Source organism: Bacillus sp. CBEL-1, assembly GCF_004348885.1.
Lineage (GTDB): Bacteria > Bacillota > Bacilli > Bacillales > Bacillaceae_H > Priestia > Priestia aryabhattai_A.
On the sequence record NZ_SBIM01000013.1, the window covers coordinates 1,588,036 to 1,614,720 of the forward strand.

Sequence of the window (26,685 nt, forward strand, 5' to 3'; positions counted from 1 at the left end):
AAAGCCTCACTTACGACTGGTAAGCTACTTGTTGAGGAGTTGCGGGTAGCTCATGATGAGATTCTTTTTGCTTTTGAGCTTCCACTTCTTGTTCAATATTAAAAATCTTCATGAACAATTCTAACGACTCTTCAGCATGCTGCTCTCCAGCCAGTTCTTTTGCATGTAAAATCGGATCTCGCAGCAGTTGATTTATGATACTTTTCGTATGTTTGTTCAGCACTTTTCGTTCACGCTCCGACAAATTCGGAAGCTTACGATTAATGCTTGCCATCGTATCAGCCTGAATGGTTAATGCTTTCTCTCGAAGAGCTGAGATAACAGGCACAACCCCAAGGCGGCCTATCCACATTTTAAAATCAACAATTTCAGCTTCAATCATTAACTCAATCGTTTCAGCAGCTTTTCTGCGTTCTTGTAAATTTGCATCCACAATTCCTTGTAAGTCATCAATATCATATAAAAAGACGCTATCAAGCTCTTCAAGTGCAGGGTCCAAATCCCGTGGAACTGCGATATCAACCATAAAGAGAGGTCGTCCTTTTCGCATACGCTCCACTTGCTTCATCATATCTTTTGATACAACAAACGTATTTGCTCCCGTAGAGCTAATTAAAATATCAGCCTCAATGAGCGCACATTGAAGTTCGCTTAGCTGCTTCGCTTGACCAGAAAAGCGCTTAGCAAGTTCTTCTGCTTTTTCAAATGTACGATTAACAACTGTTACTTGTTGAGCACCACTGCCGTATAGGTTTTGTAAAGCAAGCTCGCCCATTTTACCTGCACCTAGAATAAGTACATGCTTTGATGATAGATCACCAAAGATTTTTTTTGCTAGCTCAACTGCAGCGTAGCTCACTGACACAGCATTGGCTCCAATCTCTGTCTCACTATGAGCACGCTTAGCCAATGTAATAGCTTGCTTAAATAGTTGATTGAATACCGTTCCGATTGTTTGATTTTGCTGGGCAAGTAAAAAACTTGAACGTACCTGTCCAAGAATCTGTGTTTCACCAACAACCATTGAATCTAACCCACAGCTTACTCGATACAAATGCTCAATAGCACCATCATTTTCAGCAATTGTTAAAAAAGGTGAAAACTCGTCTTTATCTAGCTCAAACCACTCTGCCAAAAAGGCTTTTACATAATAACGCCCTGTGTGTAATTGATCCACTACTGCATAGATTTCCGTACGATTACATGTTGACACAATAATGTTTTCTAAGATACTCTTTTGATTGCTTAAAGCTTTCATTGCAGAGCCTAACTCTTGCTCTTTAAAGCTAAGTTTTTCCCTTATTTCAACAGGGGCTGTTCGATAATTTAAGCCGACTGCTATAATATGCACTTGTACATACCCCCTTCAATAAAAAATTAAATTACTGTCCTTTTGTCTATCTCTATTATAACATGTTTCCCTACTCGTTCTTAAAAAAAATGTGAACAGTCTTTGAAAACATGTGTTAAGATATTAACGATTATCCATAACAAATTGTATCAAAAAAGCAGTGATTTATCACTTTTCCTGTTTAATCACACCAGGAGGTTACGATGAAGAAACAGTCAATTTTTTTCGGAGTTTTATTAGTTGGATTTGGAATCTTTTTTCTAGTAGACGAGCTTAATTTAAAAATTGCAGAACATTTATACACCTGGCCTCTCCTGCTCGTTTTAATTGGCGTTGCGCTTTGGGCACAATGTCGGATTTCCCAAGACTATTCCAACGTACTAGCAAGCTACATATTAATTACATTAGGCGGACATTTTTATGTAAGTGACTGGCTGCCGTTTTGGCCTCAACATACTAGTATGGTTGTTTTGATGGTTGCACTAAGCTTTTTACTGAGTGCGAAAAAGAGTAAAACTGGCCTATTTCAAGGGATTCTTTTATTACTCATTGCGTTGTTTATGATGTTTTCGAATAATTTAAACCAATTTGCTCCGGCGGTTGAAAACGGCGTGAACTATTTAGCCACCTTTTGGCCTATTCTATTTCTACTCATTGGCTTATATTTATTATTTTTCAAACGTAAGTAATATATGTAAAAAGGTTGAAACGAAAAGCTACCGCTTTTCGTTTCAACCTTTTTTGTTAGTTATTCATACGATATTGGAGTGATCTCCAAGACTGGTCTTTCCCTTGACCCGTTTCAGATGAAAATAGGATTAATTCATCTTCAGAGTCTAGCTCTAACGTATCACGTACAACTTTTAAGTGCTTTTGCCATTTCCCCTTCGGAATTTTATCCGCTTTTGTGGCAATAACCATTACGGGAATTCCATAATGTTTTAAAAAATTGTACATCATGACGTCATCTTTAGACGGGGCGTGACGTAAATCAATAATTAATAAAACAGCTTTTAGCTGATCACGATCCGTTAAATACGTTTCAATCATCTTACCCCATGCTTCACGCTCTTTCTTAGATACTTTAGCGAAGCCGTAGCCTGGAACATCAACGAAATGCATCATTTCATTAATTAAATAAAAATTTAACGTTTGTGTTTTTCCAGGTTTTGAAGATGTACGTGCTAAGTTTTTACGATTAAGCATTTTATTAATAAATGATGATTTTCCTACATTTGATCGACCAGCCAAAGCAAATTCTGGCAAATTTTCTTTTGGATATTGATCAGGCTTTACTGCGCTGATAACAATCTCCGCTTGAGTTACTTTCATTTTACCTCTCCTACTAATGCATGTTCCAATACTTGATCTAAATGAGATACAAGTACGATGTCTAACTGTTCTTGTACACTATCTGGAATATCTTCAATATCACGCTCATTATCTTGAGGGATTAAGATTTTCGTAAGTCCAGCACGATGTGCACTTAAAGATTTTTCCTTTAATCCACCGATTGGTAAGACACGACCTCTGAGCGTAATCTCACCCGTCATTCCTACTTCTCTTCTTACCGGTCTACCTGTTAAAGCTGATGTTAAAGCCGTTGCAATTGTAATTCCAGCCGAAGGTCCATCTTTTGGCACTGCTCCTTCTGGCACATGAATATGAATATCATATTTTTCATGGAACTTCTCATCAATTCCTAACGCTTCGGCTTTTGAGCGAATATAACTAAACGCCGCTTGAGCAGATTCCTTCATTACATCACCAAGTTTTCCGGTTAGCACAAGGCGACCTTTTCCAGGAGATAGACTGACTTCAATTGCAAGCGTATCTCCTCCCACAGTTGTGTAAGCTAATCCAGTTGCAACACCAACTTGGTTTTCCGATTCAGCTTGCCCATAGCGGAACCTAGCTTTTCCTAAAAATTCTTCTAAGTTCTTCTCAGTTACCACTACGCGCTTCTTATCTCCAGATACGATAATGCGGGCAGCTTTACGACAAATAGACGCAATTTCACGTTCTAGATTACGAACACCCGCTTCTCTCGTATAGAGACGAATGATTGCTACTAAAGCATCTTCACGAATTTGAAGGTCAGCTTTTTTCAAGCCGTGGTTTTCTAACTGTCTCACTACTAAATGACGTTTAGCAATTTCAAGCTTTTCAAGTTCTGTATAGCCTGCAATATTAATAATTTCCATTCTGTCGCGCAAAGGTCCTGGAATCGTCGCTAAATTATTAGCAGTAGCTACAAACATCACTTTTGATAAATCATACGTTTCTTCAATGTAATGATCGCTAAAATTATGATTTTGTTCAGGATCTAAGACCTCAAGCATAGCAGAAGACGGGTCTCCACGGAAGTCGTTAGACATTTTATCAATCTCATCTAATAAAAAGACAGGGTTAACTGTACCAGCTTTTTTCATTCCTTGAATAATGCGTCCAGGCATGGCACCTACGTATGTACGGCGATGACCTCGAATTTCAGATTCATCACGCACGCCACCGAGCGATACGCGGACAAAGTTTCGGTTTAATGCTGTTGCAATAGAGCGTGCCAGAGACGTTTTACCTACTCCTGGAGGTCCAGCTAAACAAAGAATTGGTCCCTTTAGTGAGTTCGTTAGTTTTTGCACAGCTAAGTATTCAAGCACTCGCTCTTTTACTTTTTCAAGACCATAATGCTCTTCATTTAGAATTTTATCTGCACGATGAATATCTAAACGATCTTCTGTTTCCTTTGTCCATGGCAAAGTAAGTAACCAATCGATATAATTGCGAATAACTGAGCTTTCTGCAGAGGTAGCAGGGATTTTCTCATATCGATCTAGTTCTTTTAACGCAGTCGTCATCACACGCTCGGGCATACCACTTTCTTCAATTTTTTCCCGAAGCGTAGCAACTTCTCCGCCTTTTCCTTCTTTATCACCTAACTCTTTTTGAATAGCCTTCATTTGTTCACGAAGATAGTATTCTTTTTGAGTACGCTCCATTGATTTTTTCACGCGCTGTCCAATTTTCTTTTCAAGTTGTAGCACTTCTTGTTCATCTTGAATGTAAGAAATGAGCATGTTCAAACGCTCTTTTACATCTTCAGTTTCAAGAACTTCTTGCTTCAACTGAATTTTAATTGGCAAATGCGAAGCAACAATATCGGCTAAGCGGCCCGGTTCTTCAATGTCTGTTACCGTTGAAAATGTCTCAACAGACACCTTTTTAGATAGCTTTATGTATTGTTCAAAGTAATCTAAAAGCGTGCGCATTAGCGCTTTGTCTTCTACATCTGTTTCATGTTCTTCATTGTATTTCACTACATCAGCCAGGAAGCAATCTTCTTCCTCAACTACTTCCTTAACTTTAATACGGTTTAATCCTTCAACCAATACTCTCATCGTTCCATTTGGCAACTTTAACATTTGTTTAATCTTTGCTAAAGTACCTATTCTATATAAGTCATCAACCGATGGTTCATCGATGCCCATTTCCTTTTGAGAAACTAAGCACACCAAATGGTCGTCCATCATTGCTTTTTCTAAAGCCTGCACAGATTTATCTCTTCCAACATCTAAATGTAATACCATAGTTGGATAGACAATAAGCCCACGTAAAGGTAAAAGTGGAATGCGAATTGTTTCATTTTTCGTCATTCAATGAACACCTCCAATGCCCGTTTATTCCATAGTATGTAAGGGATAAATTCTGCTTCAATTTTATCCTATTTAACTTGGCATGTCTAATAATAGTAATTATTAATTGTACCATGTGAAGTCTTTGAAATGCAAAGCGAAGTCAATATCTTTTTTCACATAGAAAAAGCCTTTTTCGTAAAGCGTGTATAAAGGTTTTATACGCGAAAAAGGCAAATGATATTCATATAAAAAAATTTTTCCAACTAAATGTTATCAATATTACATAGATTCACGCTTTGGCACCCCAGCTTCTTTTGATAGATGAGCAACGTGATCTTGTATTGGTAAGAGTGCATAATTTAAAACATCTGCTAGTTGAGTCACTGGTAAAATTTCAATTCCTCGAATCTGTTCTACCATTCCATTCATATTTTCCTTTGGAACGATTACGTGAGTTACTCCTGCCTGCTTTGCAGCTTTAATTTTAGGAATGACGCCTCCAATTGGTTTAACATTTCCATGCAATCCAATTTCTCCAGTCATTGCAACTGTATGTTTGATTGGCACTTCATAGATAGCAGAATAAATGCCTGTTGCCATGGCAATTCCAGCGGAAGGTCCATCAATTGGTACTCCTCCAGGAAAGTTCACATGAATATCATATTCATCGGCAGGAACAGCCATGGAGCGGAGTACAGTAATGACGTTTTCAATTGAACTTCTTGCCATACTTTTTCTTCGTACTGATTTTCCTTGCCCACTAATGTTTTCTTCTTCAACTATACCTGTGATGGTGATATTTCCTTTTTCTTTTGCTTTAATTGCTTTTACTTCAATTTCTAACAGCGCACCAGAATTAGGTCCATATACAGCTAATCCATTAATTAGTCCTACTTGTTCTTGTTCTGGAATCTTCGGCTCGTGACGTGGAGTTAGCTGACTCGAATGAATAATCCATTCAATATCTTCATTCTTTATGTCTTTACGATCTTCTGAAATTGCCAATCCAGCTGCAATTTGCATCATATTAACCGTTTCTCGACCATTGCGAGCATATGTAGACAACATAGACAGGCCTTTGTCTGTTACTTCCATTTGTACTTTTTGAGCAGCTTTTTTCGCAACACTAATGATTTCATCTTGATCAAGTTCACGAAAAAACACTTCCACACAGCGTGAGCGAATGGCTGGCGGAATTTCATTAGGTGTTCTTGTTGTGGCCCCAATTAAACGAAAGTCTGCAGGGAGTCCATTTTGAAAGATGTCGTGAATATGAGTTGGAATTTGTGCATTTTCTTCACTATAATACGCACTTTCCATAAACACTTTTCTGTCTTCTAATACCTTTAGTAATTTGTTCATTTGGATAGGATGTAGTTCACCAATTTCATCAATGAATAAGATTCCTCCGTGAGCATCCGTTACAGCACCTTGCTTTGGCTGAGGAATTCCAGCTTGTCCCATAGCCCCGGCTCCTTGATAAATAGGGTCATGCACAGATCCAATAAGGGGGTCTGCAATTCCTCGTTCGTCAAAACGCGCTGTCGTCGCATCAAGCTCTACAAATACTGATCCTTTTTTGAAAGGAGACTTCTGATTCTTTTTTGCCTCTTCTAATACAAGACGAGCTGCTGCCGTTTTACCTACGCCTGGAGGTCCATATACGATAACGTGCTGTGGGTTTGGACCACATAGCGCGGCCTTTAAAGCACGAATGCCATCTTCTTGTCCCACGATATCATGAAAACTTGACGGCCTAACTCTTTCTGCTAATGGTTCAGTTAGTGAAATGGCACGCATTTTTCGCAATTGATCCATTTCTTTTTTTGATTCCCGATCAATTGATACCTTTTGTGTGCGCTGATTGCGCAATAAGTTCCAAAAGTACAAGCCAATAATGATACCAAAGAACAGCTGAACCATTAAGGCAATATTCGTCCAATTCATAAGTAACCTCCTGCAACAATTGTTAAGATAATTATTTGTTATTATCTCCTTGCAACAGGTGGAATAAACAAATTTAGCATAAAATTCTTTATAAAATAAAAAAAGACAGAGCGTTAAAAAACTAACGCCCTGTCTTCTTATTTATTAAGCAGATGTTTTACTTCCCTGTTCAACGGTTGAACCATCTTCTAGAATAAACTTAGGTGCTACTTGATCACGAACCGTTTCTCCAGTGATAATACATTTTACAATGTCTTCACGGGAAGGCAGATCATACATTACTTCTAGCATAATGCCTTCAATAATTGAACGTAGACCACGTGCACCTGTTTTACGTTCAATTGCTTTACGAGCAATTTCAACAAGTGCTTCATCTTCAAACTCTAGCTCAACATTATCTAGCTCAAGAAGCTTTTGATATTGTTTTACTAGCGCATTTTTTGGCTTTGTTAAGATCTCAACAAGCGCTCCTTCATCTAAAGGTACAAGGCTAGCCGTAACAGGTAGACGACCGATAAACTCAGGAATTAAACCAAATTTTAATAAGTCTTCTGGCAGCACTTTTGATAATAATTCTTTATCGTTAAGATCCGCTTGCTTTGTTTCTGAACCGAATCCAATTACTTTCTTACCTAAACGACGCTTGATAATTGGTTCAATACCATCAAATGCCCCACCACAAATAAATAGAATATTTGTTGTGTCAATTTGAATGAATTCTTGATGCGGGTGCTTACGTCCACCTTGTGGAGGAACGCTTGCTACAGTTCCTTCAAGAATTTTAAGCAATGCTTGCTGAACACCTTCACCAGATACGTCACGCGTAATTGATGGGTTTTCAGATTTTCTTGCTACTTTATCAATTTCATCGATATAGATAATGCCTTTTTCTGCCTTCTCTACATCATAATCAGCAGCTTGAATTAGCTTTAGTAAGATGTTCTCAACATCCTCACCAACGTAACCAGCTTCTGTTAATGACGTCGCATCAGCAATAGCAAACGGCACGTTTAAAATGCGAGCTAAAGTTTGAGCAAGTAATGTTTTACCACTACCCGTTGGACCAATTAAAGAAATGTTACTTTTAGCTAGTTCAACATCATCAATCTTACTGTTGGAGTTAATGCGTTTATAATGGTTATAAACAGCTACAGCCAAAGACTTTTTCGCTTCATCTTGGCCAATTACATACTCATCTAGAATTTCACAGATTTCTTTTGGTTTTGGTACATCTTTAAACTCTACTTCTTCTTCTGTTCCAAGCTCCTCTTCAACAATCTCAGTGCAAAGCTCGATACATTCATCACATATGTAAACACCTGGACCAGCAACTAATTTACGAACTTGTTCTTGTGTCTTACCACAAAAAGAACATTTTAGTTGCCCTTTTTCATCGTTAAATTTAAACATAATTTTCACCCCTTATAGTAATGACTAAAGTGCTGGAAGCTCACTTAATCCGAGTTATTTGCCAACTGCTCTTTCTCTTCTTAGTAAAAGCATGACCTTTTATCATACCGAGTTTTCCATGTATGAAAAGATTTGTATTGCATTTTATCATACATTTTTCGGAATAGATACTAAAACGTTTTATGTATAAACACTTGATGAGTGAAAAGCATCGATTGGCTATTATGTATTGTCAGCTTATTAAGCCAATTTCATAACTACGGATTTTTGACAATTGAACAAAACAGCGTGCTGGCGTGTCGTTATGGTATGAAAAAACTTTTGAAGGTTATAAAACAAGGCACGATCAAGTCGCGCCTTGTTCTTTACTATTATTATGCTACAGCTTTGCTGTTTTCTACAAGAAATTCTACAGCTTTGCGAATCTTCATGTCAGCTTTAACTGTTTCAAGACTGCCAAGCACTTTCTTAATTTCTTCGACAGGCATGTTGTACATTCCTGCCATGCTCTCTAATTCTTTTTCTACTTCTTCGTCAGTTACTTCAAGATTTTCAGCTTGAGAAATAGCTTCTAACGTTAAGTTGATCTTCACGCGCTTTTCAGCGTCTGGACGCATTTGGTCACGTAAAGCTTTTTCATCTTGACCAGAGAACTGGAAGTATAGCTCAAGGTTTAAACCTTGCATTTGTAAGCGTTGCTCGAATTCTTGCATCATGCGATCCATTTCAGTTGCATACATTGCTTCTGGAATTTCAACTTCTGCGTTTTCAGCAGCTTTTTCTACTAATGCATCACGTAGAGCTGATTCAGCTTCATTTGTTTTTGCAGTTTGTAGGTTTTCTTTTGTTTTTGCTTTTAATGCTTCTAAAGTTTCTACTTCTTCGTCTACATCTTTAGCAAACTCATCGTCTAATGCAGGTAATTCTTTTGCTTTAATTTCATGTACTTTCACTTTGAAAGTTGCTTTTTTACCAGCAAGCTCTTCAGCATGGTACTCTTCTGGGAACGTTACTTCAACGTCTTTTTCAGCTCCAACTTCTAAACCTACTAATTGTTCTTCAAAGCCTGGAATAAATGTGTTAGAACCAATTTCTAATGAATAGTTCTCACCTTTTCCACCTTCGAATGCTTCTCCGTCAACGAATCCTTCAAAGTCGATTACAGCAGTATCGCCTTCAGCAATAGCACCTTCTTCTTTTACTACTAGCTCAGCTTGACGCTCTTGAAGAGATTTTAATTCTGCTTCAACATCTTCGTCAGTTACTGTTGCGTCTAATTTTTCAACTTCTAAGTTTTTGTATTCGCCTAATTTTACTTCAGGCTTAACTGTTACTTTAGCAGTGAAAACTAAATCTTGTCCTTTTTCGATTGTTTCAACATCAATTTCCGGACGATCTACTGGCTCGATACCAGCTTCGGCAACAGCGTTGCTGTAAGCTTCTGGTAATAAGATATCTAATGCATCTTGGTATAAAGATTCTACACCAAAGCGTTTTTCAAATAGTGGACGTGGCATTTTCCCTTTACGGAAACCTGGTACGTTTACTTGTTTAACAACTTTTGTGAATGCTTTATCTAAGGCTTTATCGAATTCAGCAGCTTCAACTTCTACTGTTAAAACGCCTTGATTACCTTCTTGTTTTTCCCATTTTGCAGACATGTATATTTCCCTCCAAAATCATTTTAAGTAGTGATTTTCACTCTGATAATGAGATCAATGCTTCCTTCATTATCTATCGAACTCCCTATTACTTTAAAGTAAGTAGGAACGTGATGTAAAGATGAAATTCTACTATACTTGTTTAAGTGCATTTTACAACCATTATATTATAACATACAACAAAGACGTTTCAACAAAACACCTCATTTTATATTAAAGAAATTTCTTCAATTTCCTTTAGGTGTTTAATAGCTTGTTTTAAATCATCAGCAGAGAAGTTATGCATTAATGCAATTTGCTCAGTATCAACCTCTTCACCATATAGTTCATTTGCAACTGCATATAGCGCCTCTACCCAGATATCTACATGTTCATTAACCGGATTCAATGGAAATAAAACATACAAATAGCGATTCCAAATCTCTAAGCTTGCTTGAAGCATAGTGGGATTTTCGTGTTCCAACTTTTCCCTCAGGGATTTCTCAACATGAATGGCTAAAGGAGATGGTATTAGTTGTTGTAAAGTGAGCGGATTAATTTTTTTCTCACGCTGAAATTTGTTGATTTGAAAGTCATAGTTAACCTGCTCCTTCATTAATATTTTAAGAGCCTCAGTTTTCACAATAGGATGAATGTATTCATTTGTAAATAGCTCTTGTAAAAAGAAGCTATACTGATTCATTCGATGGAGAGGGAGCGTATGTAAATAATCAATTTGATTTGAAACGACCGTCTCATTTAAGAACTCTTTTAAGCGTGTAAGTTGCTCCTGCTCTGTTTGTCCTTCTATATCCATTTCTTGATTCATTCTTGATAAGCAAAACGCTAAAAGTTGATTAATTTGTTCTTGATACTCAGCAGGTACATCATGTTCTTCTACAACAGCCTGCAAGGTTTCATAACCTTCTTTATACTCACCAAGCTGTATAAGAATCATTAAAAGCATTTGTAGATTATCATAGTAATGTCCGATGTCTTCATATAACATCTTTTTACAAATCGTTTTAGCTGTTTCGACCTCACCTAGTTCTAAATAGCATACAGCTAGCCCGAACAATACGTCTCGGTGTTCTTGGTCTATTCCATATGCTTGCTCAAATAAATTCAGAGCCTCATTAAAGCGCTTATGCTGTAGATATTCTTTCGCTTTTTCTACTAAACGCTCTTGCAAATGAGGAAACGCAATTACATTATCTCGCTTTTGCTCTGTCATATTCTCTCCTCACTTCACATTTACTTGCTATACAGTTTAGCAAGTTGTCTAATAGAACGCAAAAAAGAGCCGAGCAAAGACGTAACTTTGCCCAGCTTTTTTCAATAACGAACGGTATTGTGTTCATACTGATCAATGTCAGAGTCAAACGACAATGTATAACCAATTTCATCAAACCCATTTACAAGCATATATTTCCAATGGCTATTAATGTCAAACGTTCGTTTGAATCCAGCTTTATCTGAAATTGTTTGCTGATGTAAATCAATTGTGCAGTTATAATCAGCTGCTTTGGACTCCTTCAATAGATACTCAACATCTTCAACCGGTAATGTAATTGGCAGAATTCCATTTTTCAGACAGTTTTGTTGAAAGATATCTGCAAAGGATGGCGCTACAATAGCTCTAAAGCCGTAATCTAACAATGCCCACGGTGCATGTTCACGTGAAGAACCACACCCGAAGTTTTCATTTGCAACTAAGATTGTTGCTCCTTCATTTTCAGGCGCATTTAGCTCAAAGCTAGGATTTGGTGTTACTCCATCTTCATTATATCGCCAATCAAAAAATAAATATTTTCCAAAGCCAGTACGCTCAATGCGCTTTAAGAACTGCTTTGGAATAATTTGATCTGTATCGACGTTAGAGCGGTCCATCCCGGCTACTTTTCCTGTTTCAACTGTAAATGCATTCATGTTACCTCTCCTTATCTCACAGCTTCTTCTTGTAATTTACGAACGTCTACAAAGTGACCATATACTGCTGCTGCCGCTGCCATTACCGGACTAACAAGGTGTGTTCGTGCCCCTTTACCTTGACGTCCTTCAAAGTTACGGTTTGACGTGGAAGCACAGTGTTCCCCTTGAGGAACTAAATCTGAGTTCATTCCTAAACACATGCTACACCCTGAATCGCGCCATTCAAATCCGGCTTCAACAAACGTTTTAGCAATGCCTTCCTCTTCAGCAATACGCTTGATTTTCTGAGAACCTGGTACAACCATCGCTCGCACATTCGGTGATACTTTCTTTCCTTTTATAAAAGAAGCTGCATCACGCAGATCCGATAAGCGAGCGTTCGTACAGGAACCAATAAACACGTGTTGAATTGGAATATCTTCAATTGCCATACCTGGAGTTAACCCCATGTAGTCTAGGGCTCTTTCCAATGATTTGCGTTCTGAATCCGTGTTACACGATTCGAATGTAGGAACTGTTTTACTAATGTACGAACTCATTGCAGGGTTTGTTCCCCATGTCACAACAGGCTCAATTTCATTTGCATCAATTTCTAGCGTTTGATCGTATTCTGCTCCTTCATCAGAAGCTAACGCTTTCCACTTTTCAACTGCTTCAGCGAACTTTTCACCTTTTGGTGCATATTCTCTTCCTTTAATATAAGAAAAAGTTACTTCATCAGGGCTGATTAAGCCTGCTTTTGCTCCCGCTTCAATGGACATGTTACAAATGGTCATACGCTCTTCCATCGAAAGCTGCTTAATACAACCCCCCGTGAATTCAATGATAGATCCTGTTCCGAAGTTCACACCAAATTTCTGAATAATTGCTAGAACGATATCTTTTGCAAATACACCGGTTTTCTTTTGGCCATTTACTTTTACTTGAATCGTTTTCGGCTTTGCTTGCCAAAGTGTTTGAGTAGCTAACACGTGCTCAACTTCACTCGTACCAATACCAAATGCTAATGCCCCAAACGCTCCGTGGGTAGATGTATGGCTATCCCCACATACTATTGTCTTTCCAGGCTGCGTTAAGCCTAATTCTGGTCCAATAATATGAACGATTCCTTGTTCTTCATTCGTTAAGTCTAACAACCTCACGCCGAACTCAGCACAGTTTGCAGATAATGTATCAACTTGTTTTTTTGCAATTGGATCTTTGATGTTGAAACGGTCAACAGTTGGAATATTGTGATCCATCGTTGCAAACGTCAAATTAGGTTGCCTTACTTTTCGTCCAGCAACACGTAAGCCTTCAAATGCTTGAGGTGACGTTACTTCGTGAATAAGATGAAGGTCAATGTATAATAAATCCGGCTTCCCCTCTTCTTGGCGTACTACATGCTGTTCCCATAGTTTCTCAATAATGTTCTTTGCTTTCATCTTGCTCCTCCTTTCCAGTTATGAAAAACGTTTCTCACACAAAGGTGAGAAACGCATGATTAACTATAAGCCGTCATAATGTTAATAATTGCAGAGTCATCAGCAATCGTATCTACAATTGCTTCGACCATTTTTTCAGTTGATAAATAATGCGATCCGTTCGCTAAATCTGCTGTACGATGACCAGCGTTTAATACATGTTCTACCGCTTGTTCCACTGCCTTGGCTTCTTCTTCAAAGCCAAATGAATGTCTTAGCATCATCGCTGCTGATAAAATAGCTGCGATTGGATTGGCTTTATTTTGCCCGGCAATATCTGGTGCTGAGCCATGAACAGGTTCATAAAGAGAAGGTCCGTTTAATGTCAAACTAGCAGATGGTAACATCCCTAAAGATCCAGCTAGCATCGACGCTTCATCACTTAAAATATCTCCAAACATGTTTTCAGTAACTACTACGTCAAAATGTTTTGGGTTGCGGATAAGCTGCATTGCTGCTGAATCTACTAGCATATGTTCAAGCTCAATGTCCGGATAATCTTCTGATACTTCTTCAGCGACTTCACGCCATAAACGACTTGACTCCAATACATTCGCTTTGTCAACAGACGTAACTTTTTGACGACGAACCTTTGCTGTTTCAAATGCTTGACGAATGATGCGCTCAATTTCTTCGCGCTTATAATATAGCGTATCTACAACGGCTTCTTCGTTGCCATTTGTGCGGCGTTCGCTTGGTTTTCCAAAATATAAACCGCCTGTTAGTTCACGTACGATAATGAAATCAACATCCTGAATATATTCTTTTTTCAAAGGAGAAGAATCTGCTAAACTATCATAATAAGTAACTGGACGTAAGTTAGCATAAAGGTCCAGTTCTTTACGAATTGCTAATAAGCCTCGCTCTGGACGGAGGTGTGTAGGAACAGCATCCCACTTAGGACCACCTACAGCACCAAGCAATACTGCATCCGCTTCTTTACAAACTGCTACTGTACTTGCTGGAAGTGGTACTCCTTCTGCATCGATAGCAGCTCCTCCAATTAACCCATAGCTAAATTCAAACTGATGGTTAAAGCGTTGACCGATGGCGTTTAATACATCAATCGCACCTTTTGTAACTTCTTTCCCAACTCCGTCTCCAGGTAACACAGCTACCTTTTTTGTCATGATAGTCTCTCCCTTCTTGTTTACGTATTACACTTCTTGCTCAATACGGTGCTGCTTAATAGCAAATAGGCGATTAATTGCGTTAATATAGGCTTTTGCCGATGACTCTAGTACATCAAACGCTACACCTCTTCCACTTACTTCAACACCGCCACTTTGTACTTTAACAAATACTTCTGCCAGCGCATCCGGACCACCATTAATGGACTGTAAGCGATAATCTAACAGCTTTACATCTTGTTCTAAACAACGTGCCAGCGTATTGTAAATCGCCTCAACGCTTCCTGATCCCGTTGCTGCTTCTTGAACAACATCTCCATTCTTACGTTGAAGCGTGATTGTAGCCGTTGGAATATTATTAATACCATACTGCACTTGAAGTCCCTCTAGCTTATATTCAACATCATCGTTAACTTGCTTGTGCACTACTAATGCAAACAAGTCATCGTCTGTGATGTCTTTCTTTTTATCTGCTAAGTCCTTAAACTTTTCAAATAGAACGTTTGCTTGCTCATCTTCTAGAACAAACCCTAACTCTACTAAGCGTGTACGGAATGCATGTCTTCCAGAATGCTTCCCAAGCACAATTGGATTTTGTTTCACTCCAACAAGCTCTGGCGAAATAATTTCGTATGTTAGTGGATTTTTCAAGACGCCATCTTGGTGAATACCAGATTCGTGAGCAAAAGCATTTTTACCTACAATTGCTTTATTAGGTGCAATCGTCATGCCAGTTAGCTTACTAATTAAGTCACTTGTTCGCTTAATTTCTGGTAAAACTAGGCCTGACTGAGCTTGATAGAAATCTTTGCGAATGTTTAAAGCAAGCGCAACTTCTTCTAAAGCCGCATTTCCAGCACGCTCACCAATCCCATTGATTGTACCTTCAATTTGTGTTGCTCCTGCTTCAATTGCAGCAAGTGAATTAGCTACAGCTAAGCCTAAATCATCATGACAGTGAGCAGACAATGATACTTTATCAATGTTTGAAACATTTTCTTTTAAATATTGAAATACAGATCCATAGTGAGCCGGCGTTGTATAACCAACCGTATCCGGGATATTAACAACCTTAGCCCCTGCGTCAATGACAGCTTCTACAATCTGTGCTAGAAACGGTAATTCGCTTCGGCATGCATCTTCAGCAGACCATTGAACAATCGGAAATTTTTTCGCTGCGTATTTCACCATTTCAACTGCTGTTTCTAACACTTGCTCTGGTGTCTTTTTCAACTTATGTTCCAAGTGAATTGGAGAAGTAGCAATAAATACGTGCAGCCTTGGTTCAGCACTGCTTTTTAAAGCTTCCCAAGCGATGTCAATATCCTGTGTAACAGACCTCGCAAGGCCTGTTACAGAAGAATGTTTGACAGTCGACGCAATTTCCTTCACCGATTGAAAATCGCCTTTTGAAGAAGCTGGGAAACCTGCTTCGATTACATCAATACCTAAGCGCTCTAATTGTTTTGCAATCTCAAGCTTTTCTTGTAGGTTTAGATTAACTCCTGGTGATTGTTCCCCGTCTCTTAGCGTCGTGTCAAATAGGTTAATTTTTTGCACTAGCGACCACCGCTTCTTTCTTTTGTTTTTTTACAAATGGCATCATTTCACGTAGCTGTGCACCAACTTTTTCAATTAAATGCTCATTTTCATTGTTATTGATTGCTGTAAATTCTGGACGATTTGCTTGGTTTTCTAAGATCCATCCTTTAGCAAATTTACCTGTTTGGATGTCTTCAAGCACTTTTTTCATTTGTTCTTTTGAACGCTCATCTACAACGCGTGGACCTGATACAAAGTCACCCCATTGAGCCGTATCAGAAATTGAGTATCTCATTCCTGCTAATCCACCTTCATACATAAGGTCAACGATTAATTTTAATTCATGTAAACACTCGAAGTATGCAACTTCTGGCTGGTAACCTGCTTCTACAAGTGTTTCAAAACCTGCCTTTACTAATGATGTTAAGCCACCGCAAAGAACTGCTTGTTCACCGAATAAATCTGTCTCTGTTTCTTCTTTAAATGTTGTTTCTAATACGCCTGCACGAGCTGATCCGATTGCTTTTGCGTATGCTAACGCAATTTCTTTTGCCTCACCAGTTACGTCTTGGAATACAGCAAATAGAGCTGGTACACCGGCACCTTCTTCGTATGTTCTTCTCACAAGATGTCCTGGTCCCTTAGGAGCTACTAAGAATACATCTACAAATTCAGGAGCAACGATTTGGTTGAAGTGGATGTTAAAACCATGTGCAAATACTAATGATTTTCCTGGTTTTAATCCTGGTAAAATTTCTTCATTATATACTTTTGGTTGATGCTCATCCGGTAATAAGACCATCACAACTTCAGATTGTTGTACAGCTTCTTTTACTGAAAGAACTGTGAATCCATCTTGTTCAGCCTGATCCCATGATTTACCTTTTCTTAAACCAACAACTACGTTTACTCCGCTATCACGTAAGTTTTGTGCATGAGCGTGACCTTGTGAACCGTATCCTACGATTGCTACTGTTTTACCTTGTAAAAATTGATCCTTTGCGTCACCGTTATAATATACTTTTGTCATAATAAATCTCTCCTCTTTGTTTTTTAATTTTTTATAGGTTAATTTTTTGTTTAAATCCTAGTTAAATAATTGATGACCATTTTGCAGCTACTTTTTGTGTTCCACGCGGCACAGCTACGGTACCCGTTCGCGTTACTTCTTTCAGCCCATATGGTTGAAGTAAATCAATCATAGCTTCGATTTTACTCGATTCACCCGTTACTTGGATGATTAAGCTATCTCGACTAACATCAAGAATGGTTGCTCGAAAAGGTTCAATAACTGCATACAACTCATTTCGGCTCGCTGGTGTTGAAGCTACTTTCATTAAAGCAAGCTCACGTGAAACAACCGCCTGTTCAGTAATGTCCTGAACTTTCAAGACGTCAATTTGTTTGTTTAATTGCTTAATTACCTGCTCAGCAGCCCCATCGTCTTCCACGTTTACTACAAACGTCATACGCGATACGCCTTCTGACTCGGTATGCCCTACTGAAATACTTTCAATATTGAAATTTCTTTTAGTAAATAACCCTGTTACTCGGTTTAATACACCTGCTCTATTTAACACTGTTGCTGTTATAATCCGCTTCACGGTTTCACCCCCACCATTTCATGAAGTCCTTTTCCAGGAGCAACCATCGGATACACATTTTCTTTTGGTGCTACGAAGAAGTTCATTAACACTGGACCATCCGTCTCCATCGCTTCTTTTAACACAGCATGTGCCTCTTCTTCAGTCTTTGCTTGAAGTCCTTTAATGCCATAGGCTTCCGCTAGTTTCATAAGATCTGGCTGATTTGGAATCAGTGAATGAGAATATCGCTCTTCATAGAAGATTTCTTGCCACTGTCGAACCATTCCAAGAGAATGATTGTTTAATATAACCACCTTCACAGGTAGATTAAGCTCATGAATCACACCTAATTCTTGTAGCGTCATCTGGAAGCCGCCATCCCCAACAACTGCTACAACTGTTTTATCTTTGTTTGCCAGCTGTGCACCGATGGCAGAAGGTAAACCAAATCCCATTGTCCCCAAACCGCCTGACGTTACCCATCGATCTGGATTGTTGAACGTATAGTATTGAGCAACCCACATTTGATGCTGACCTACGTCTGTTGTCACTACAGCATCTCCATCCGTATATTGATGTAGTAGCTCAATCACTTTTTGAGGCTTTAACACTTCTGAAGAGTTCTCATACCATAAAGGATATTCTTGTTTCCATCCCGCTAACTTCTCATGCCATTTCGTATAATCTCCTGTTTCTCCATCTTGTAAAAGAAGCTGTGCAAGCACTTCTTTTGCGTCTCCCACAATCGGGATTTTCGTTGGTACATTTTTACCAATTTCAGCTGGATCGATATCGATGTGAGCAATTTTAGCATTTGGTGCAAAGTGCTTTAAATTGCCTGTTACACGATCATCAAATCGAGCTCCGATGCTGATGAGTAGATCACTCTCATAAATCGCCATGTTTGCTGTGTACGTGCCGTGCATACCGGCCATTCCTAAATGAAGCGGATGATCCGCCGGAAAACAGCCTAACCCTAACAACGTGTTCACAACAGGAATGTTTTGCTTTTCTACATAATTTTTTAATTCTTCTGAACCTTTACTCAATAATACACCCGCACCTGCTAAAATAACTGGCTTTTTAGCAACTGTTACCGCTTCGGCTAATTTCTTAACCTGGAGCTGGTTTGGCGTGTATGTAGGCTGATAGCCTGGTAAGTTAACCTCACCTTCATAGCTAAACTCACCATCTCCTTGTGCCATGTCTTTTGGGATATCAATTAAGACTGGACCAGGCCTTCCCGTTGTTGCAATGTGAAATGCTTCTTTAATAATTCTTGGCAAATCACTGACTTTACGCACTTGATAGCTGTGCTTGGTAATCGGCATTGTAATTCCTAATACGTCGGCTTCTTGGAACGCATCTGAACCAATTACACTTGACGCTACTTGCCCCGTAAATACAACTAAAGGAAGTGAGTCAATCATTGCGTCCGCCAAACCAGTTACAATGTTTGTAGCACCAGGTCCACTCGTAGCAATGACAACACCAGGCTTACCAGAAATTCTCGCATACCCTTCGGCTGCGTGAATCCCACCTTGCTCATGACGAGCAAGTACATGAAACATTCCTGAGCCGTAAAGCTTATCATAAATTGGTAAGACAGCTCCTCCTGGGTAACCGAAAATGACGTCAACATTCTCTCTTCTTAGAGATTCAATCAACATATCAGATCCATTCATTTGTTTCCCAATGTTTGCTGGCTCTTTTGTTTGCATATTGGCTCCCACTTTTTCTCATCCTTTCGTTTTCTTAATAAAAAGAAAAAAAGACTCTCCACCCCTGACAAAGACCCACTTTATTAAGATAGGTCAAGGGGCGAAAAGTCTTTTGTACTTTACGCGGTACCACCCTCATTTGTAGTCACGAAGACTACCTCATGAATGTATAAACATTCGTTTTGATAACGAGTGTGTTGGAATAACACTCGGCCATCCTTACTCAATTCAGGATGACACTCTGAGGTGAGTTCACTTTGATGTGGTAACGTCGGCTTCCAGCAACCCGACTCTCTGTTGATACCAAACTATCAAAATTACTTATCCTCTTCAACGTTTTAGTTCATTATTTTATCCTGATGTTATTCTCAGATTTTCACTTTCAAATAACAGAGAAAACTAACGTTTTCAACTAATTAAAATTTTTAGAAAACTTATATTTGAGGACTATCTTACGCCCATTTTTATACATAGTCAACCGTTTTTTGAATATTTTTTAGATAATTTAGACTAAACAGAATTTTTGGATACGCTTTCATCATTGAGACTCTAAGGATGAGAGGATTTAAAAAAGTTTTTCTATCGAGTTCATTTGTACTCCTTAGAAAAACAAAAAGCCTACTTTTTATCTTAAGATAAAAAGTAGGCTTTTAGGACGTCCCAGGAGAGATTCGAACTCCCGACCGACGGCTTAGAAGGCCGTTGCTCTATCCTGCTGAGCTACTGGGACATATTGTTAAATTGTTTCAAAGACATTTTTAATTATATTTAAATACAATTAAAAAGTCAACGTTTTTTTAAAAATAAATGAGAAGAGAGGAGAAATTTTTTCTTCTCATTTATTTTATTTATTTTTTAAGCAAGCGTGCACGTCAGCTGCATGCTAGGAATACGCTCACCGCTTACCTCATAAAACTGTACAGTTGCTTCATTGTCTTCCAGCTCAAGTATAGCATACGTGCGCTCTTTTCTCATACGAGGCAGTAAAATACTTCCGGGATTAATAAATAATACGCCATCCATTACTTCTGCTCCTGCAACGTGAGAGTGACCGAAGCATGCGACATTCGCTCCTACTTCCCTTGCCTTGTAGTGAAGATTCATCATTGACATTTTAACGTTATATAAATGACCGTGTGTTACCAAACATGTAGCTTCTCCCACTTTTTCAACGCGATCGTTGACATAGGATGCATCGTAATCACAATTTCCACGAACGCTTAAAAAGTTCGCCATTTCTTTACTATTTTGCAAAAGTTCTGAGTCACCACAATGTATCATTTTATCTACATCTGCATGTCTCTCCTTAATTACGATTAACTCATCTTGTAATCCGTGGCTATCGCTTACAATCAATAGTTTCACACGTCATCACTCCTTTAAAATTGGGCATCAATCAGTGGTTCAAGTTTTTTCAGTGCGTTTGCTCGGTGGCTAATTTTATTCTTTTCTTCTTTCGTCAACTCCGCCATAGCACGCTTCCACTGTTCAATATAGAAAATTGGATCATAGCCAAAGCCATTTTCTCCTCTTTTCTCTTCCAAGATATATCCTTCACACGTTCCGTCTACTGTAATCGTATCTTTGCCTGGTACAGAAAGAGCCAGCGTACAATGAAACCTTGCTGTTCGTTCAGCAAACGGCACACCGTTCAACTTTTCTAGTACTTTCTCTATATTAGCATTATCATCCTTTTGTTCGCCAGCATATCGCGCTGAATACACGCCCGGTTCTCCGTCTAACGCATCAATAGATAACCCTGAATCATCCGCTATAACGGCAGTATGTAATGTATGTGAAATTGCTTCAGCTTTTAAAATGGCATTTTCAGCAAAAGTTGTTCCCGTTTCTTCAACATCAGCAATCTCAGGAAAATCAAGCAACGACTTAACTTCAATGCCTTTAGAAGAAAAAAGTGTTTGAAAATCTTTTACTTTTCCTGCATTCTTTGTTGCAATAATGACTTCTCGAACCATCTTAATCTCCTCCACACCTAATGTTAATATCTTTTCTTATAGCGATTGAAGTACTTGCTTTTGCGCTTCAATAAGGTGCTTAATTCCGCTTTCTCCCAAAGAAATTAATTCATCAAGCTCTTGCTTAGAAAACGTTGCTTCTTCACCTGTTCCCTGAAGCTCAACAAATTTACCTTGCCCTGTCATAATAATGTTCATATCAACTGCTGCAGTTGAATCTTCTTCGTAATTCAAGTCTAGAATCGCACCATGTTCATCGTGTATTCCAACAGACGTAGCAGCTAGATAATCTGTAATTGGCATTTCCTTAATCTTTTCTTCTTTAAGAAGCTTTTCAAAAGCGAGGGTCATTGCAACAAACGCTCCTGTAATAGATGCTGTACGAGTACCTCCATCAGCTTGAATAACATCACAATCAATCCAGATTGTTTTTTCGCCCACTTTATCTAAATCTACAACTGCCCGGAGAGCACGCCCAATTAAGCGCTGGATTTCCATTGTACGCCCCGTCACTTTTCCTTTAGTAGATTCACGAATATTTCGCTGCTGCGTTGCTCTTGGAAGCATAGAATATTCAGCCGTAATCCAACCTTTTCCTTGACCACGCATAAAAGGTGGTACTCGATCATCAATACTTGCTGTACAAATTACTTTCGTATCTCCTACAGATATTAACACAGAACCTTCAGGGTTCTTTAAGTACTCCGTTTGAATGGTAACCGGACGCATTTCCTTTTGATTTCGACCATCATTGCGCATATGTTCTCCTCCTTAAATATGATTTTTTATATGTATCATTTCGTATAAAACGATGTAAAACACAACACTTTTCATTATATACCTATATCATTCGTAAGCATACCTATCCAACAAGAAAAGAGATGGCTTTTATAAGCGCACCTCTTCATATTTTAACCATCAATATAGTAAAAAACTTTTTAGAAACTTTTTGTGTTCACATTTTTCGGTCGAGAAACTGGCTCAGTTAACTTTTTTCCTTCTTCATTTGTTAACGTCTTCTTACCATCTACTTTAATCGCAACGCTCTCAACACCTTTTTGCTCTGTCAATGAAAGGACAAGTGAATCTAATACTTGTTGAGATACTTTGCTTCCTTTCAGATTACCAAAAATGTTTTCATTGAACGTTAACGTTAACTTACCATCCGCATATTTCGGCTTAGATACAAGCTGTGCATCTGGATTAAAGTCTGTAACAAGCCCTGAAGAAGCAGATGGGCCTTCCACTAACTCATTAACAATAGCTGTATACATATCGCTCTCATTCGCCTTGATTCGTTTCGTAACAGGAACGTAGTACGTGTGCTTCCCGTTTTGAGCTAAATAATAAACTGTAGCCGGCTTTGTTTGAGTAATATTTACAACACCTGCATTATCAAAGTTAATCCCATCCGCTCTGCTTAACCCTTCGCTAATTGGCGTATTATTAACTGGCATTGTGTCTTTATCATAACCATTAATACGAAGCTTAACTTTTTTTACTCCGTCAAACTGAGTAAGCGTCCAAGTAATCGCTTGTAAAATACGCAGTTCATCTTCTTTTTTATAATTGGCAAACTCAGGTGAAAAATCAGCAATCATCGTCCCATCTTTTTCCAACTTTGTTCCTAATACGCGGGTATCTGCTGGCAACACTGCGCGGAAACCATCTGGCAACAGATTTGAAACTTCTCCACCTTCAATTAAATACTCAAGGGATTGTTTCGCAACACCTTTTTCATTCGGCATAGTTAATGTTTGAGGCACAACATAGCCATTTTTATCAATTAAATAAACTTCTGTTTTATTTTCAGCTTTAGACTTTGCTGCTTCTTTCTTTTGATCGTTTCCTTCTTTTGCTACTTTACCTTCGGTTTCCAATGCTTTTTCATCTTTAACATAGGTAACATCTTTTGGTGGATCAATTTCTGCCGTTTTTTCACCGCCAAACATCCCACACCCCGATAATAGTACCGATGTAGCTACCACTGCTGACACCATGATAAGATTTGTCTTTTTAGACATTTCTTCCCCTCCTCAGACGGTTTGTACTATTATGTATACGAGCCTTTTTTTATTTTAGACCGAAGGAATTTATTTTTTCATACGAAAGGAGCAGCGACCTCTCACTGCTCCTTTCGTATTGATTATAAAACAATATGATTTACGTTATACACCGGATGTTCAAACCACTTCGATGCAATAGATTGAAAAAGCTCAACCGATCCCGTTGTAAAAAATTGATGCTCAGGTAATTCACCGCTTGATGCTAGTAAATTACTATAGGATAAGATAGCGCTCACCTCAATCGCTGTCTCCTCACCAGAGCTTATCAGCTGGACACCACTTCCAATTACCTGTTGAATAACTGGTCGTAACAGCGGGTAGTGAGTACATCCTAAAATCAACGTATCAATATCCGTGTTAGTCAACGGCCTTAGCGTTTCCTTTACAATCCGTAAAGCTTCGTCACTTTCATAATTACCGCTCTCGACTAACGGTACAAATAGTGGGCAAGCTAGATTATCTACTTCTACTCGATTATGCAAAGCTTTAAGAGCATGTGTATACGCCTGGCTCTTGACCGTACCGTTTGTTCCGATGACACCTATTTTATGATTTTTCGTCACTTTAAGCGCTGCACGAGAACCAGGTTGAATGACTCCAAGTACAGGAATATCTAACTGCTGCTGAATCTCTTCAAGCACAACAGCCGTAGCTGTATTACAGGCAATGACGAGCATCTTTATATTGCGCTCTACTAAATAATTCGTCATCTCCCAAGTAAAAGCTTTCACTTCTTCACTTGGTCGGGGCCCATATGGACAGCGGGCTGTATCTCCGATATACATAATCTGTTCTTTCGGAAGCTGTCTCATAATTTCTTTCGCAACAGTTAATCCACCTACACCTGAATCAATAACACCTATTGGTCTACTCACAAAAATCGCCTCATTTTTCTTTCATTTCATCATGTAATCTCTTTAATTTACCTTGAAGATCTTTTATTTCCTCTTCTGAAAAGTCACTTAGTACACCTTCTAGATAACCTCTTCTTTTATAAATGACTTCTTCAATAATTCGCTCTCCTTCCGGAAGCAAATGGATACGAACAACTCGTCTATCTTTTGGATCTTTTACTCTTATCACCAATTTGTTTTTTTCCATACGATCTACTAAGTCGGTTGTGGTACTGCAAGCTAAATAAATTCGATTAGACAAATCACCAATTGTCATATCTCCACGCTCAAACAACCACTGTAATGCAATAAATTGGGGCGGAGTAATTGAATACTGACCTAAAATTTCTCTACCTTTTTGCTTAATGATTGCTTCAATATGCCGAAGCGACCTTTCCAACTCTACTACCATGCTTTCATCTTGATCTCGCAATCATATACCACCTTTCTAACCTTCTAAGGAATTGACCTTATTTCTATTTTTATCTGAACACATAGTGCGCTATATATTTTCATAACCATCATATTTATTGTCCTCTTTTTCATGCTCTTTTTCAAGCTAGAACTTAAACAGCTGTGTAAAATTTAACCCTTCATTTAGATAAATAAAAAAGAAGCTCGCATAATGAGCTTCTTTAAAAGAATAAATCTAAGATGAAATACGCAATTGCTGCTAACGTAGCGGAGATTGGCAACGTAATAACCCATGTAATTAGCATGCGCTGTGCCGTCCCCCACTTAACACCTTTAATACGATGAGCTGAGCCAACACCAAGGATTGATGATGAAATAACATGCGTCGTACTAACTGGTAGGTGAATAAAAGTCGCTCCAAAAATAATCGCTGCACCGGTTAAATCTGCTGCTACACCGTTTACCGGGCGAATCTTCATAATCTTACCACCAACTGTTTTGATGATTTTCCAACCACCAACAGATGTTCCAATTCCCATTGCTAATGCACAAGAGAGCTGTACCCACCACTGAATATCAGTTGAGCTCTGCATGTTATTTGCAATTAAAGCCATTGTAATAATCCCCATCGCTTTTTGAGCATCGTTCGTTCCGTGAGTGTAAGATTGTAATGCCGCTGTTAAGATTTGAACATGTCGAAACTGCTTGTTAGTCTTAGATAAATTGCTATTATGTTTAAAAACTAACTTTATAATGGTATATACAATATAACCAACCACAAAAGCAAGAATTGGTGAGAAGATAAGAGCTTGAATAATTTTGATAAAACCGCCATAGTTTAACGCACCAAATCCCGCTGCTGCAATGGCAGCTCCTGCAATAGCACCGATAATAGCATGAGAAGAACTACTAGGTATTCCGTAATACCACGTAATTAAATTCCACGCAATTGCAGCTATTAACGCAGCTAGTATTACAACGGATCCATTTTGAAGTGTAAATGGATCAACGATATCTTTTGTAATTGTTTTTGCAACTCCTGTAAAAGTCATTGCGCCTACAAAGTTCATTGTTGCCGCCAAAATAATGGCATGTCTAGGCTTTAACGCTTTTGTTGAAACAGACGTAGCAATTGCATTTGCTGTATCATGAAATCCGTTGATAAAATCAAAGGCAAGCGCTCCAACAACAACAAGGATAGTTAAAAGTAACAGTGAATCCAATTTTATTGCCCCTTTACGCGTTCTTCATGATAACTGTTTCTAAGTTATTAGCAACAGTCTGACAGTAATCTGCCACTTCTTCTAATATTTCATAAATTTCTTTATACTGAATTACTTTAATTGGATCTTTACATGTAGAAAACAATTGCTTCAATGCTTTTCTATATAAAATATCGCATTGAGACTCATACTCTTTAATTTTAATTGCATGTGCACTAATTTGAGATAATTTCTTTTCAGATAAAAGATTGATTGTTACTAAAATTTCTGCTGCACAGCTTTGAATATTCTTCACAAATTCTTTTACATATTCATCAAATTTTGCAATCGAGTAAATTTCCAGCATAGCAGCAAAATTATCAATACCGTCTAATACGTCATCTAGACTCATTGCTAACTGTAAAATATCCTCACGTTCAATCGGTGTGATAAATGCTTTATTTAGTTCTGTAATTACTGTATGAACATATTGGTCACCTTTTGATTCGTATGCTTTTAATACATTAGCGAATTCTTTTAAATCTGATACATTGTTTAATTCAAAGTTACCTAAAAAGTCAGCTGATTCTTTTAGGTTTTGAGCAATATCAAGCAACATTTCAGAAAATTTGTCTTTTTTCCTTTTAATCACGGTAAAGCCTCCATCCAATTTATTAACCTCTATAAGGACTCGTTATATGTAATTTTTTTAGTCCCTATTTTAATCAAGCTTTTATCATAGATTATGTCTTTTTACATCATTCGACAAAAACTTAG

General features: G+C 38.3%; 23 protein-coding genes, 1 tRNA gene and 1 other annotated feature. Of the genes, 1 reads left to right on the forward strand and 23 read right to left on the reverse strand.

Going from position 1 to position 26,685, the window contains the following annotated elements:
- Positions 1 to 10: 10 nt before the first annotated feature.
- On the reverse strand, positions 11 to 1,351 hold the full coding sequence (gene hemA / locus EPL02_RS18095) for a glutamyl-tRNA reductase (RefSeq protein WP_094911801.1): 1,341 nt from the start codon (positions 1,349 to 1,351) through the stop codon (positions 11 to 13).
- Between the two features lie 203 nt (positions 1,352 to 1,554).
- Between hemA and EPL02_RS18100 the strand changes: the two genes are divergently transcribed.
- Entirely contained in the window at positions 1,555 to 2,040 is a 486-nt protein-coding gene (locus EPL02_RS18100; RefSeq protein ID WP_094911803.1) for a LiaF transmembrane domain-containing protein, read from the forward strand.
- Positions 2,041 to 2,095: 55 nt separating this feature from the next.
- Here EPL02_RS18100 and yihA read toward each other — a convergent pair whose 3' ends face one another.
- The 22 genes from yihA to EPL02_RS18210 all read right to left on the reverse strand — a co-directional run bounded on the left by yihA (position 2,096) and on the right by EPL02_RS18210 (position 26,560).
- The gene (gene yihA, locus EPL02_RS18105; protein ID WP_094911804.1) at positions 2,096 to 2,683 is read right to left on the reverse strand and encodes a ribosome biogenesis GTP-binding protein YihA/YsxC; all 588 of its coding nucleotides are present in this window, start codon (positions 2,681 to 2,683) and stop codon (positions 2,096 to 2,098) included.
- Positions 2,680 to 5,004, reverse strand: coding sequence for an endopeptidase La (lon, locus tag EPL02_RS18110; RefSeq protein WP_094911806.1), 2,325 nt, complete (start codon positions 5,002 to 5,004; stop codon positions 2,680 to 2,682). The genes yihA and lon overlap by 4 nt, the downstream gene beginning before the upstream one ends.
- A gap of 261 nt (positions 5,005 to 5,265) precedes the next feature.
- Complete coding sequence (lonB, locus tag EPL02_RS18115; protein WP_094911807.1) at positions 5,266 to 6,933, reverse strand: ATP-dependent protease LonB; 1,668 nt, start codon at positions 6,931 to 6,933, stop codon at positions 5,266 to 5,268.
- A 144-nt stretch (positions 6,934 to 7,077) separates the two neighbouring features.
- A complete protein-coding gene (clpX, locus tag EPL02_RS18120; RefSeq protein ID WP_025908562.1) occupies positions 7,078 to 8,343 on the reverse strand; it encodes an ATP-dependent protease ATP-binding subunit ClpX in 1,266 nt (421 codons plus the stop codon).
- 374 nt (positions 8,344 to 8,717) lie between these two features.
- Positions 8,718 to 10,004: a trigger factor gene (gene tig / locus EPL02_RS18125; protein ID WP_094911808.1), complete on the reverse strand. Its 1,287-nt coding sequence runs from the start codon at positions 10,002 to 10,004 to the stop codon at positions 8,718 to 8,720.
- A 208-nt stretch (positions 10,005 to 10,212) separates the two neighbouring features.
- Positions 10,213 to 11,217: a tetratricopeptide repeat protein gene (locus EPL02_RS18130; protein WP_094911810.1), complete on the reverse strand. Its 1,005-nt coding sequence runs from the start codon at positions 11,215 to 11,217 to the stop codon at positions 10,213 to 10,215.
- Between the two features lie 101 nt (positions 11,218 to 11,318).
- Complete coding sequence (leuD, locus tag EPL02_RS18135) at positions 11,319 to 11,912, reverse strand: 3-isopropylmalate dehydratase small subunit (RefSeq protein WP_094911812.1); 594 nt, start codon at positions 11,910 to 11,912, stop codon at positions 11,319 to 11,321.
- Positions 11,913 to 11,923: 11 nt separating this feature from the next.
- Entirely contained in the window at positions 11,924 to 13,339 is a 1,416-nt protein-coding gene (gene leuC, locus EPL02_RS18140; RefSeq protein ID WP_131888354.1) for a 3-isopropylmalate dehydratase large subunit, read from the reverse strand.
- 59 nt (positions 13,340 to 13,398) lie between these two features.
- Positions 13,399 to 14,508 (reverse strand): 3-isopropylmalate dehydrogenase, encoded by a 1,110-nt coding sequence (leuB, locus tag EPL02_RS18145; protein ID WP_094911816.1) that lies wholly within the window; start codon positions 14,506 to 14,508, stop codon positions 13,399 to 13,401.
- Positions 14,509 to 14,535: 27 nt separating this feature from the next.
- A complete protein-coding gene (locus tag EPL02_RS18150; protein ID WP_131888355.1) occupies positions 14,536 to 16,068 on the reverse strand; it encodes a 2-isopropylmalate synthase in 1,533 nt (510 codons plus the stop codon).
- Positions 16,055 to 17,080, reverse strand: a complete 1,026-nt coding sequence (ilvC, locus tag EPL02_RS18155; RefSeq protein ID WP_094911818.1) for a ketol-acid reductoisomerase — start codon at positions 17,078 to 17,080, stop codon at positions 16,055 to 16,057. The genes EPL02_RS18150 and ilvC overlap by 14 nt, the downstream gene beginning before the upstream one ends.
- A gap of 61 nt (positions 17,081 to 17,141) precedes the next feature.
- Entirely contained in the window at positions 17,142 to 17,654 is a 513-nt protein-coding gene (gene ilvN, locus EPL02_RS18160; RefSeq protein ID WP_094911819.1) for an acetolactate synthase small subunit, read from the reverse strand.
- Positions 17,651 to 19,357 carry an acetolactate synthase large subunit gene (ilvB, locus tag EPL02_RS18165; protein ID WP_179289251.1) on the reverse strand — a complete coding sequence of 569 codons (1,707 nt, stop codon included), beginning with the start codon at positions 19,355 to 19,357 and terminating at the stop codon, positions 17,651 to 17,653. The genes ilvN and ilvB overlap by 4 nt, the downstream gene beginning before the upstream one ends.
- 93 nt (positions 19,358 to 19,450) lie before the next feature.
- Positions 19,451 to 19,700: a binding site (T-box leader), on the reverse strand.
- 313 nt (positions 19,701 to 20,013) lie between these two features.
- Positions 20,014 to 20,087 (reverse strand) — tRNA-Arg (locus tag EPL02_RS18170).
- Positions 20,088 to 20,212: 125 nt separating this feature from the next.
- Positions 20,213 to 20,722: a metallophosphoesterase family protein gene (locus tag EPL02_RS18175; protein WP_094911821.1), complete on the reverse strand. Its 510-nt coding sequence runs from the start codon at positions 20,720 to 20,722 to the stop codon at positions 20,213 to 20,215.
- A 14-nt stretch (positions 20,723 to 20,736) separates the two neighbouring features.
- Positions 20,737 to 21,333 (reverse strand): XTP/dITP diphosphatase, encoded by a 597-nt coding sequence (locus tag EPL02_RS18180; protein WP_131888356.1) that lies wholly within the window; start codon positions 21,331 to 21,333, stop codon positions 20,737 to 20,739.
- 36 nt (positions 21,334 to 21,369) lie between these two features.
- Entirely contained in the window at positions 21,370 to 22,092 is a 723-nt protein-coding gene (gene rph, locus EPL02_RS18185) for a ribonuclease PH (protein WP_094911823.1), read from the reverse strand.
- A gap of 179 nt (positions 22,093 to 22,271) precedes the next feature.
- A complete protein-coding gene (locus EPL02_RS18190) occupies positions 22,272 to 23,357 on the reverse strand; it encodes a GerMN domain-containing protein (RefSeq protein WP_131888357.1) in 1,086 nt (361 codons plus the stop codon).
- A 122-nt stretch (positions 23,358 to 23,479) separates the two neighbouring features.
- Positions 23,480 to 24,274, reverse strand: a complete 795-nt coding sequence (gene racE, locus EPL02_RS18195; protein ID WP_094911825.1) for a glutamate racemase — start codon at positions 24,272 to 24,274, stop codon at positions 23,480 to 23,482.
- 10 nt (positions 24,275 to 24,284) lie between these two features.
- Entirely contained in the window at positions 24,285 to 24,704 is a 420-nt protein-coding gene (locus tag EPL02_RS18200; protein ID WP_094911988.1) for a MarR family winged helix-turn-helix transcriptional regulator, read from the reverse strand.
- A gap of 223 nt (positions 24,705 to 24,927) precedes the next feature.
- Positions 24,928 to 25,929 carry an inorganic phosphate transporter gene (locus EPL02_RS18205; RefSeq protein WP_094911826.1) on the reverse strand — a complete coding sequence of 334 codons (1,002 nt, stop codon included), beginning with the start codon at positions 25,927 to 25,929 and terminating at the stop codon, positions 24,928 to 24,930.
- Between the two features lie 13 nt (positions 25,930 to 25,942).
- Positions 25,943 to 26,560 carry a DUF47 domain-containing protein gene (locus tag EPL02_RS18210; protein ID WP_094911827.1) on the reverse strand — a complete coding sequence of 206 codons (618 nt, stop codon included), beginning with the start codon at positions 26,558 to 26,560 and terminating at the stop codon, positions 25,943 to 25,945.
- Positions 26,561 to 26,685 lie beyond the last annotated feature (125 nt).